Raw genomic sequence first — 12155 nt, 5'->3', positions numbered from 1 at the left:
TTGTTAGACTTTTCGGGGAACCACACCATGGAAGAAATATCATTGAAGACCATTGCCACCCGACTGGGTATTTCCATCTCGACGGTTTCGCGGGCGCTCCGCAACCATCCGGACATCAAGGACAGCACCAAAAAGGCGGTTTTTGAGCTGGCCGAACAACTGGAATACGAGCCCAATCAACTGGCGGCCCAACTGCTGAACCGCCGGAGCAATACGATTGGCGTGCTGGTGCCTAAAATCACGTATTCATTATACGCTCAGGCGATTCCGGGTATGGCCGAAGTGGCCGAGCGGTATGGTTACCAGCTCCTGATTTGCCAGACCGACGACAGCTATGAAAAGGAAATCCGGCAGGTGCAGAGCTTGTTGAGTTCACGGGTGTCGGGCATTATTCTGTCGCTTTCGGCCAATACCACCCAGTTTGATCACCTGCGGAAGATTCAGAGTAAAAAGGTGCCGCTGGTGTTGTTCAACCGGGATTGCGAAGAAATTGCGTGTTCGAAAGTAATCATCGACAACCATAAAGCCGCCTACGAAGCCGTCCGGGTACTGATTCGGAAGGGGCGGCAGCGAATCGCCTACCTCGGTGGACCTACGCACCTGCAAATCAGCCAGAAACGATTGGAAGGATACCGTCAGGCGCTGCGGGACGCGGGTGTTCCGCCGGACGAAACGCTGATCAAGGTCGTGAGTCTGGAAAAAGATGCCATGCTGGCGTCGCTGAACGAGGTGCTGGATGCGCCCGAACGACCGGATGCGATTCTGGCGTACAGCGATCAGATTGCCCAATGGGGGCTGGTGATGGCCAAACGCAAGGGCATCCGGATTCCGGACGAGCTGGCGATCATCGGTTTTTACAACGAACCGGCCAACGAACTGCTCGATCCGCCCCTGAGTTCGGTGGCGCAACCGGCGTTTGAAATGGGTGTTCGGGCCGTGGAACTGGTTTTCAGTGAATTAAACAATGCCCGGTTTACGTTCGACCGGGTGGTGCTGGAAAGCACGCTGGTGGTGCGGGAATCGATTTAAGGAATTATTCGGGGCGGTTACTTTTCGGTTAATTGATCCAACGTACGAATGCCAATCGTTATTTCGTCGAATATCGCTTCCAGTCGTTGCCCGATTTCCGCGTCCGTCAGGGTCGGGTTGCGTTCCAGTTTTTTCAATTCGACCGCGGTATCCAGCATGGCAACGGAGTTCAGCGAAGAGCGGAAACGATGCGCCAGGTGGTCGAATTCGTCACGCTTATTGGTTTCAATCGCGGCAAAAAGCGCCTGTCGATTGGCGGACAAATCCGTTTTGAAAAGCGTGATCAGTTCCGTCAGCAAGCCCGCATCTCCGCCGGTTATGTCGCGCAAATAGTCCTGATTGACCACCGGCGGTTTTTCCTCTTTTGAGGGCAAAAACCGCTCTAATATCGCTTCCAGCTGCTTTTTTTGGATGGGTTTCGACAGGAAATCGTCCATGCCAGCCTCCCGGCAACGGGGGCGGGCGTCAAATTCGGGATTGGACGTAACAGCTACCACGGGAACGGTTAGCTGCAACTGTTGCCGGATCTGCTGCGTGGCCGTCAGTCCGTCCATCACCGGCATCTGAATGTCCATCAGGATCAGATCGACACGCTGGGATTTCAAAAAATTGATGGCTTCCAGACCGTTGCTGACCACTACACTCGGCACACCATATTTGCGAAGGAGCGTCGATAAAAATGTCTGGTTAATGAAATTGTCTTCGACGATCAGAACCCGAACACTCAAGTCAGCCTTTCTGTTTTGGTTAGCAATTGGAGGGTTCATGGCTTAAATCGAAATACCTGGCATAGACTCATAACAACTTTCGGGAACAACAGTACAAAAAAAAAGCTAAATTTTTGTCTGACAAATGGAATTCCTTACTAGTTTTATCGAATAATATTAAATCTACTGATTTGTAAATCTAGTAACAATAGCGGTATGGTTTTTGCCTTTTTGTATTTATTTAATGGCATTATAACCTGGCGTTTCGTTTCCACCAACCGAATTTTCCGCTCGTTTTGTCCATACTGGATTTATACCTGATTGCAGGTTAATTTGGGATACAGCTTCGCTTACGTGCGACATCCGTCACTTGTCTCTATTCCGTTTTGAACGCATGAAATTTACGTCGACCAATCGGTTGTTTATCGGTATTGCCTTTGCCCTTTTTCTGCTGGTTGTGCTGGGAGGAATTGCCTTCCGTACAATTCAAAATCAGCTGGAAGAAGCGCGTTGGGTGCGGCATAGTTACAAGGTATTGAGTCATATTGCCATTACGGAACAGTATCTGATCGACATGGAAACGGGCCGGAGGGCATTCCGGTCTACGAACGAAAAGCGTTTTTTGCAGCCCTATAATGCAGCCCTGGGAAACGTGATTCCGTCGGCCCACGCGATCCGGAATCTTGTGACGGACAATCCTGAACAAACCGAGCGATCCATTGAAACGGAAAGGCTGATTCAGAATTTGCTGGTATACTGGAAAGGACTCGGCACGGAGGCCGGCGGTTATACCCGGGCCGACATCGTCCGGATCACCGACGGCGAAAAACAACGGATGGACGAAATCCGGCGGAAGCTGAGCGACATGAGCCAGGTTGAGAAACTGCTGCTGGCAAATCGGGAGAAAGAAAGCGAAAGCGCCGTTTCCTCCGCTATTTACGTGTTCACGATCGGCGGAGTTTTCCTGTTAGTGCTGGGCATCGTCATTTCCTTTTTATTCTATTTTGAACTGAAGAAGCGCCTGAAAGCCGAAGTTCAGTTGAATCAGAATCTGGAAGAACTGGAGCAACTCAATCAGGTGAGCGTCGAAAAAAACTGGTTGCTGACGGGCGTGAGCGTCGTGAACGATTCGATGCAGGGTGCCAGCGAAACGGAGTCGCTGGCGCACGAAGTATTGAAAAATCTCAGTCAGTACCTCAACGTTCAGGCGGGCGGTTTTTACTGTTACGACGAGGAAAAGGAGCGACTGGACCTGAATGCGTCGGTTGCGTTGCCGAAGCACACCGCACGTATGTACGGTTTGCAGGAAGGCTTGGTGGGACAGGCCGCAACGAGCAGCGAGCTATTGGTCGTCAACCAGGTTCCGCCCGACTACTGGACCATTCAGTCGGGCAGCGGAAAATCTGTTCCGGGGCAGCTGGTTTTTATTCCGCTGTGGTATAAAAAAGAATTGAAAGGAGTGATTGAACTGGCGACATTCCGGCCGATGAGCCAGGCGCAACTGGATCTGCTGCAAACGGTTGCCGATAACATTGCCATCGCTTTGAACGCGGCCGACGCCCGTAAAAAAGTCATTCGGTTGCTCGAGCAGGTGCAGGAACAGAAAGAAATTCTGGAAAATCAGCAGGAAGAACTCCAGCAGTCGAACGAAGAACTGACGCGGCAGGCCGAAATTTTGCAGGCATCGGAAGAAGAACTGAAGGTGCAGGAAGAAGAATTGCGCCAGATTAACGCCGAACTGGAAGAGAAAAACGAAGCCGTGGAAGTGGGGCGGCAGACCCTGGCGCTGAAAGCCCGCGAACTGGAAGAAACCGGTCGGTATAAGTCGGAATTTCTGGCCAATATGTCGCACGAATTACGGACTCCGCTGAACAGCGTCCTGATTCTGGCCAAAATGCTGTCTGAGAATAAGACCAGCAACCTGACCGGCAAACAGGTTGAATACGCCAATGTCATTCATAAATCGGGCTCGGATTTGCTTAATCTGATCAACGATATTCTGGATTTGTCCAAAATTGAAGCCGGGAAAATCGACATGGTGGCCGAAAATACGTCGGTCAGTGGCATGGTTCATGATCAGGAACAACTGTTCAGTGTGGTGGCCGATCAGAAAGGCGTTCAACTGGTAACGAAAGTAGATGAGTCGGTACCATCGGTTTTATTCATCGCGAAACAACGGCTCGAACAAGTTATTAAGAACCTGTTATCCAACGCGTTCAAGTTTACACCTTCGGGAGGAACCGTCACACTGGCGTTCCGGACGCAGGGGCCAATGGGCGGTTTTTCGAACGAACCGCTGGTGAAAGCCCGCCAGCTGCTGGTGATTTCGGTGCAGGATACGGGCATCGGTATTCCACCGGACAAGCAGCAGGTGATTTTTGAAGCGTTTCAACAGGCCGACGGCTCGACCAGCCGGAAGTACGGCGGAACGGGGCTGGGGCTTTCCATCAGCAAGGAACTCGTGAAACGGCTCGGGGGTGAAATGCGGCTGCAAAGTACGGAAGGAGCGGGCAGCACGTTTACGGTTTACCTGCCGCTTACCGAAGTTTCGGCGTCTGATAATCACACGGCAGTTGTGCCGGAACCAACAAAAGAAAGTGTACCTTTGAAGGACATTGTGCCCCAGTTGATGCACAACGTGGAGGAGCAGAATACGCTGAAAGACGACCGGCATACCTTGCAAAAAGGCGATAAGGTGATGCTTATTATTGAAGACGATCCCACTTTTGCCGCTGTGGTTCAGGATTTTGCCCGTAGTAAAAACTACAAAACCGTGGTGGCTTTGCGGGGCGATGAGGGCATCTATTACGCCCGAAAGTATAAACCGTCGGCGATTATTCTGGACATGCAGTTGCCGGTGGTCGATGGCTGGAGCGTCATTAACTGGCTGAAAAATGATGATAGCCTGAAAACGATTCCGGTGCACGTGATGTCGGCGGCCGACGAGCCGAAGTCGGGCATAGGGAGCGCACTGGCCTACATCCGAAAACCGGTCGAAAAAGAAGATCTGGAGAAAGCATTTGGGCGGATCAGTGACCATTTGCAGGGGCATATCAAGAAAGTGCTGGTGTTGTCGGGCGATTACCTGAACGACGACTCCTTGCGGAAAATCATCAGTCAGCGGCATGCCGACCTGGAATGTGAGTACGTTGCCACCAATGCAGAAGCGCTGAAAAAACTTCGGGAACACACCTACGACTGTCTGATTGTCGATATGGGGGGCGATCTGGAGCAGGGGGTTCAACAGTTGAAACAGCTGCGGGAAGACATGCCGGCGGAGTCGCTGCCGGTGATCATTTACATGGACAAGGACCTGAAACCGGCCGATGAATACCAGCTCAAAAAGCTGTCGGATGTGGTGATTCGGGAATCTTCGCAGGCCATTGACCGGCTGATGGACGAACTGGAACTGTTTTTGTATCGTGTACAGGAAGTGCAAACCAAAGAATTGCCCAAACCGCTGACGCAAATCAACGACCAGAGTTTGCAGGGGAAAAAAGTGTTGCTGGTCGACGACGACATGCGGAACGTTTTTGCCCTGAGTACCCTGCTGGAAGAGCAGCAAATGAACGTCCTGACGGCGGTCGATGGCCGGGAAGCCCTGGAACTATTGCAGGAAAATCCCGATACCGACATTGTGCTGATGGACATTATGATGCCCGAAATGGACGGCTATGAAGCAACCCGGCGGATTCGCACGGATTTGAAAATGACGCAACTGCCGGTGATTGCCCTGACCGCCAAGGCAATGGCTGGTGACCGCGAAAAAACCATCGAAGCCGGCGCATCGGATTATATTACCAAACCCGTTGACAGCGGGCGTTTATTTTCGTTAATGCGGGTCTGGCTATCCGTCAAAGCATGACAGTTCATAGTCACATTTCAACGGAGGAACTGGAAGAAATTATTCTACTTGTCCGGAAACAGTATGGATACGATTTTGGTGATTATGCCCGGGCTTCGCTGCAGCGCCGGGTGATTCGCTGTATGCAGAAGGCCGGCTGTCTGACGGCCTACGAACTGAAGTACCAACTGACCAACGATAGCCGGTTTTTTACCTGGTTTATCGAGTCGCTGACGGTGAATGTAACGGAAATGTTTCGCGATCCGGCGTTTTATAAAGAGCTGAGAAATAATGTGTTGCCCAAGCTGGCGTCGTACCCGACCATCAAAATCTGGCACGCGGGCTGCTCGACCGGCGAGGAGGTGTTTTCGATGGCCATTCTGTTGCACGAAGTGGGGTTGCTCAACCGGGCGCGGCTTTACGCGACCGACTTGAATCCGGCCAATCTGGAGCGGGCGCGGCAGGGAATCGTGCCGTTGCAGAACATGAAGGAATATACGTCGAACTACATTCAGTCGGGCGGAATCCGGGATTTTTCGTCGTATTATACGGCCCGCTACGATAACGCAATCATTCATAAAGAATACCGGAAAAATCTGGTGTTTGCAACGCACAATCTGGCAACGGATCAGGTTTTTAACGAATTTCAACTGGTGTGCTGCCGGAATGTGCTGATTTATTTCAACCGGACTTTACAAAACCGGGTCATGACTTTGTTCAGCAACAGCCTGAGCCCGCTGGGGTATCTGGCGCTCGGCATGAAGGAATCGTTGCTGTTTTCGGAAGCCCGGCATCAGTTCGATGTCGTCAGCCCGGCGGTTCGAATTTACCGAAGTAAGACATAAAACCCGTTTTCGGTTTTCGGTTGGCTGACGCATTAGCCACCGGAACGTTGGCCCGGCGAATACCAGAAACCGTAAACCGAATACCGCAAACTGAAAACCGAAACCCCAATGAACGAATGCAAGGCGGTGGTGATTGGTGGTTCGGCGGGGAGCATTCCGATCGTGGTGGAATTGCTGAAAGCGCTGCCGGAACACTTTACCTATAGTGTATTCATTGTGTTACACCGCCTGAAGAACGTGGCCAGCAGCATGGACATGATTCTGATGAACAAGGGAAACGGTATTCTGGTGGAAGAACCGGACGACAAGGAGGTGATTCAGGGCCACCATATTTATCTGGTGCCGCAAAATTACCACCTGCTGATCGAACCCGATAAAACGATCAGTCTCGACTATTCCGAGCTGGTTCATTACAGTCGGCCGTCGATTGATGTAACTTTTGAAAGCGTCGCGCAGGCGTATGCCGGGAGTGCGGTGGGAATTTTGCTGAGCGGTGCCAACAAGGACGGCGCCGACGGACTGCTCGCCATTGTCGGTGCGGGCGGAACGGCCATTGTGCAGGATCCTGCTACCGCCGAATATCCGGTCATGCCACAGGCGGCTCTGGACCGAAATAAACGTGTATTAATCATGAAACCTGAACAAATCGCAACTTTTTTACACGCACTCAACGATTAACTCTACACGAATGGTAACAGCGAACAACTCCCCGGATATTACCATCATGCTGGTCGACGACCGCGAGGAGAACTTGCTCGTACTCGAGGAAATGCTGGCCAGTGACCAGCGAAAGTTTATCAAGGCTACTTCCGGCAATGAAGCGCTGCGGTATGCGCTGAAAAACGACCAGATCGGCCTGGTCATGCTCGACGTCCAGATGCCCGAAATGGACGGTTTTGAGGTGGCCCGGATTCTGAAATCGAATCCCAAAACCAAGGATATTTCGATCATTTTTGTCACCGCTATCAACAAGGAAGAGCATTATATTTTGAAAGGCTTTGGCGAGGGCGCGGTCGATTACCTGCAAAAACCGCTCGATGTCAACGTGACCAAAGCCAAGGTCAACGTCTTCGAGCAGCTCTATCATTACCAGCAGGAGCTGAAACAGACGGCGCTCCAGCTCGAGAAAATCAATAAACAACTCGAAAAATTCGTCTACATCGTGGCCCACGATCTGAAGTCGCCCCTGGTCGGGATGATTGCAGCTCTTTCGCTGCTCGAAATGAAAAACGAAGAGGAGGTGGTGCCGCGGGAAGAAATTCAGGAGTATGTGGGTCATTCCAAGTCGGCGGCTTTTCACCTGTCCGACATGATCAATTCGTTGCTGGAATATTCCCGGAAAAATGTGTCGCAGCAAACCGTTGAGGAAGTCGATGTGCACGAGCTGGTTGAGCAGATTGCGATGTTGATTTTTCCGCCCAAACACATTTCGATTGACATTGCCGGGCGATTGCCGGTTTTAAAAACGAAAAAAATAAAACTTCATCAAATCTTTCAGAACCTGATCAGTAATGCGGTCAAATACAGCGATAAAACCGAAGGACTCATTGAGATTGGTTTTCAGGACCGGGGCCGGATGGTTGAGTTTTACGTGAAAGACAACGGGCCGGGCATTTCGTCGGATGAACACGAAGCCATTTTCAAGCTGTTCCGAACCACGTCGAACGTGGCCCAGGCCGAAAGCAGCACTGGTGTTGGGTTGTTCATCCTGAAAATGCTCGTGGAAGAACAGGGGGGGAAAGTCTGGGTCGAGTCGGAAATCGGAAAAGGAAGTACCTTTTATTTTGAATGGATGAAGTAACGCATACGCATGGAAACAACTATCACATTTTATGTTGTGGAAGACGATCAGGAGGATTTTACCCACATTGATCGGGCCATTCACGAGATTCATCCGAACCTGAAAATCCGGCGGTTTTTACACGGAGCGGCTTTGCTGGCCCACCTCGAGACTATTCTTCCGGAAGATTACCCTTCCCTGATTATGCTGGACTTTTTTATGCCGGTGCTGGACGGCCTGAAAACCCTCGGTCGGCTGAAAGCCAACGAAAACTACCAGCAAATCCCCGTCGTAATGTGGTCCGGTTCGTCGCGGCCCGAAGACATCAGCCAGGCCTATTGGCTCGGTGCACGGGCGTTCCATACCAAACCGGTTTTGTTTGAAGACTGGCAGGAACAGTTACAGACTACGCTTCGCTACTGGCTCCGGACCGTGGAACTGCCCCGGCTGACGGAGTATTGAGGCAAACCGCTGCTTTTCCAGTCTGCTGAAAGTTGAACCTGCACATCGGCAGACCAACCATCTCCCAAAAATCCTTCCAACCGGTAGTGGCGCTCTGCGGCTACCGGTTTTTCGTTGCTCCATTTCCGAAGCTTCTGGAATACCTCTTTCAAAAAACCGGAGCCATTTTCAATTCCGGCACTCCGCAACGGTCGAAATAAGTCAAAAAAACGTCCTGATTTTACAATTTTTCGAAGCATGCAACATTAGGACATGCATTTGGAACATTCCGGACTGCCATTTTTTCGGGGCTCGGTGATATTTGAATTTCCGTTAGTCATGACCGGATTATTCCTAAACCCGATTCTCAAAAATGAAAAAAAAGCTGTACCCACTGCATCGACTGCTCACTGACGTTGTCGGACTTCGTCGATTGATCCTCCTTTTAGGAGCCGTTCTGGCGGGGTTTCAGGCGGTTCACGCGCAGGGTGTTAATACCGTTAAAGGGACGGTTTCTGCCCGGAGCGACGGCAAGTCGTTGCCGGGTGTCACAGTTATTGTGAAAGGAACCACCAACGGAACCGTAACGGATGCCGATGGCAAATACACGCTTTCGGTGCCCAATACCGGCAGCACGCTGGTGTTTTCCTACATCGGTTTTATCAACCAGGAAGTACCGGTCGGCGGCCAATCGACCATTGATGTCAGCCTGCTTACCGACACCAAATCCCTGGAAGAAGTCGTCGTGGTGGGCTACGGCACGCAACGCAAAAGCGACGTCACCAGCGCCATTGCCAAAGTGGGCGGGGAGGAGTTGCAGGTGCGGCCCGTTGCGCGCGTCGATCAGGCCTTGCAGGGGCAACTGGCCGGGGTGCAGGTGCAGCAGCCGAGCGGCCGACCGGGTAAAGCCGCCGAGATCAAGGTTCGGGGCATCGGGTCGATTTCGGCAGGCGCGAATCCGCTGTACGTCGTAGACGGTTTTCCGATCGATGCGACCACGTTCGCCAACATGAACCTGAGCGACATCGAATCCATCGAGGTGCTGAAAGATGCCGCTTCGGCTTCGATTTACGGGTCGCGCGGTTCCAACGGGGTCGTCATCATCACCACCAAACAAGGCAAAGCCGGGGAACTGAAACTGGACGTGAAAGCGTATGCCGGCATTCAGAACGTCGAGCGCCTGATTCCGATGATGAACACCACGGAATGGCTGTCGATGCTGGTGGATGGCCGCGACCGCGCCTGGGCCAAAACCGGCGGTGATCCGAACGCGCCGATGGCAACCCGGCCCCGCAATTACCAGTACGACCCCGTCTGGAAAACCAACCCGGCGAGCGTGCCGTATTACAACCACCAGAAGTGGCCCTACCGCACGGCCCCCATGCAGGACTTCCAGATTACGGCGTCGGGCGGCAGTGCGAAAGCAAAATACCTCGTTTCGGCCGACTACTTCAAACAGGATGGCATTGTGAAAAATACCGATTATACCCGGTATTCTTTCCGGACAAATGTTTCGGTGGATGTCAATGAGTATCTGAATGTTGGCCTGAACCTGACGCCTTCCTACTCGGTCAGCAACGACCGCGATACGGAAGGCAAAGGGGGCGTTTTGCACACCATTCTGTACGCAAATCCGTTTCTGCCGATCCGCACCGGCATCTGGGGCGAATCGCCGGAATACACGGACTATTCCGTGTCCTGGGACGGCGGGGCCAACGTCGTTTCACGCATTGAAAACCTGATCGATAAGGAAACCCGGGGCCAGATGCTGGCCAACGTATTCGCAACCGTCAAACTGGCGAAAGGGCTCAGTTTCAAAACGAGTTTTGGCGCCAACTACATCAGCACCAAGCGCGACCGGTTTGAGAACCAGATCATCTCCCGCACCCGCGCCCCGATCGGCGAAAGCTGGAATACCGTCAGCTTAAACTGGTTGAATGAGAACATCCTGAATTACGCGACGACGATCAACACCAAACACAGCATCACGGCACTGGCCGGTTTTACGTCGCAGCGGCAGAACGACCAGTCGGGCTATCTGCGGGGCGAAAACTTTGCCAACGACCTGGTCCCGACGCTCAATGCCGCCGGGAAAATCACCCAGGGCAATACGAACGAAAGCGAATGGTCGCTGCTGTCGTATCTGGGGCGGGTCAACTATGCTTTCGACAACAAGTACCTGATCAGCGCGAGTTTACGACGCGACGGCAGCTCGCGGTTCGGGGCCGACAACAAATGGGGCTGGTTTCCGGCGGCTTCCATCGGCTGGCGGATTTCGGAAGAAGCTTTCCTGAAATCCGTACCGGTTTTGAGCGATCTGAAACTGCGGGCCAGCCGGGGAACGACCGGAAATAACAACATTCCCAATTACGGCGCGGTGGGTTTATTAGGCCAGTCGGCGTATCTGTTCGGAACGGACGAGGCCGTATCGGTGGGCATGTACCCGAACTCGATCTCGAACCGCAACCTGAGCTGGGAAACCACGACAAGTACCGACATCGGGCTGGATGTGGGCGTGTGGCAAAACCGGATCTACGCATCCATCGATTACTACAACAACCAGACGAAAGACCTGCTGCTGAATGTGCCGGTGCCGACCGTTACCGGTTTTAGTTCGGAGCTGCGCAACCTGGGCCGGGTCGAAAACAAGGGCTGGGAATTTGAGGTAGCCACCAAAAACCTCGTCGGCAAATTTCAGTGGAACACGAACCTGAACCTGTCGTTCAACAAAAACAGGGTGCTGCAACTGGGTCCGGGTGACGCGCCGATCATCGGCGGGGACTGGTGGGGCCAGGTGAACATCACGCAGGTCGGCCAGCCGATCGGTGCGTATTACATGCTCGTGCAGGAAGGCATCTGGAACACGAAGGAGGAAATTGCCGCCAGCCCCAGCTGGGCGGGTTCGCAGCCCGGCGACGTGCGGATCAAGGATGTGAACGGCGACGGCAAAATCAACATCGACGATCGGACAATTGTGGGCCAGAACCAGCCGAAATACTATTTCGGTGTCACCAACCGGTTTTCCTACGCCGGTTTTGATCTGAGCGTGCTAATCTACGGCCTGGGCGGCAACAAGATTTTCAACGACATCGGTCGGGAATTCAACGGGCCGTCGGATAGCCAGAAAAACCACTACAAAAACTGGGTAAACCGCTGGCAGTCGCCCGAAAAACCGGGCGACGGCACCACCCCGGCAGCCTCGGAACTGGTGACGGGGGCGAGTTCGCAATACACCACACGGCATTTGTACGATGGCGGATTCTGGCGGATCAAAAACGTTTCCCTGGGCTACAATGTGCCGAAAACCGTATCCCAGAAAATCAAATCGGGCGGAATCCGGATCTATGCTACGGGTGAAAACCTGCTGACCGTCGACAAATATGACGTGGGCTACAACCCGGAAGTCAATACCCGGAGCGGTAACCCACTGGCTCCCGGTGGTGACTACGGCTCCTATCCGCTGGCTCGCACCTTCATTCTGGGTTTGAACGTCGCGTTTTGATTCCTAA

General features: G+C 52.7%; 8 protein-coding genes. 7 read left to right on the top strand and 1 reads right to left on the bottom strand.

Annotation, left to right across the window (positions count from 1 at the left end; genetic code table 11):
- Positions 1 to 27 precede the first annotated feature (27 nt).
- Positions 28 to 1029, top strand: a complete 1002-nt coding sequence (locus EHT25_RS30425) for a LacI family DNA-binding transcriptional regulator (RefSeq protein ID WP_124879226.1) — start codon at positions 28 to 30, stop codon at positions 1027 to 1029.
- A 17-nt stretch (positions 1030 to 1046) separates the two neighbouring features.
- Here the strand turns inward: EHT25_RS30425 and EHT25_RS30420 are convergent, their stop codons facing one another.
- Positions 1047 to 1796: a response regulator gene (locus tag EHT25_RS30420; protein ID WP_124879225.1), complete on the bottom strand. Its 750-nt coding sequence runs from the start codon at positions 1794 to 1796 to the stop codon at positions 1047 to 1049.
- A gap of 334 nt (positions 1797 to 2130) precedes the next feature.
- On the opposite strand from EHT25_RS30420, the gene EHT25_RS30415 reads away from it, so the two are divergent.
- From EHT25_RS30415 to EHT25_RS30390, 6 genes are all read left to right on the top strand, one after another.
- On the top strand, positions 2131 to 5601 hold the full coding sequence (locus EHT25_RS30415) for a response regulator (RefSeq protein ID WP_124879224.1): 3471 nt from the start codon (positions 2131 to 2133) through the stop codon (positions 5599 to 5601).
- Positions 5598 to 6425 carry a CheR family methyltransferase gene (locus EHT25_RS30410; RefSeq protein WP_124879223.1) on the top strand — a complete coding sequence of 276 codons (828 nt, stop codon included), beginning with the start codon at positions 5598 to 5600 and terminating at the stop codon, positions 6423 to 6425. Before EHT25_RS30415 ends, EHT25_RS30410 begins: the two co-directional genes overlap by 4 nt.
- A gap of 108 nt (positions 6426 to 6533) precedes the next feature.
- Positions 6534 to 7103, top strand: coding sequence for a chemotaxis protein CheB (locus EHT25_RS30405; protein ID WP_124879222.1), 570 nt, complete (start codon positions 6534 to 6536; stop codon positions 7101 to 7103).
- 10 nt (positions 7104 to 7113) lie between these two features.
- Positions 7114 to 8226: a sensor histidine kinase gene (locus EHT25_RS30400; RefSeq protein WP_124879221.1), complete on the top strand. Its 1113-nt coding sequence runs from the start codon at positions 7114 to 7116 to the stop codon at positions 8224 to 8226.
- A 9-nt stretch (positions 8227 to 8235) separates the two neighbouring features.
- On the top strand, positions 8236 to 8667 hold the full coding sequence (locus tag EHT25_RS30395) for a response regulator (protein WP_124879220.1): 432 nt from the start codon (positions 8236 to 8238) through the stop codon (positions 8665 to 8667).
- 352 nt (positions 8668 to 9019) lie between these two features.
- Positions 9020 to 12148 (top strand): SusC/RagA family TonB-linked outer membrane protein, encoded by a 3129-nt coding sequence (locus EHT25_RS30390; RefSeq protein ID WP_124879219.1) that lies wholly within the window; start codon positions 9020 to 9022, stop codon positions 12146 to 12148.
- The last annotated feature ends 7 nt before the right edge of the window (positions 12149 to 12155 follow it).

Source organism: Larkinella rosea (assembly GCF_003858635.1).
GTDB lineage: Bacteria > Bacteroidota > Bacteroidia > Cytophagales > Spirosomataceae > Larkinella > Larkinella rosea.
Note: the sequence above shows the minus strand (reverse complement) of the source record. Positions and strands in the feature narration are given on the sequence as shown.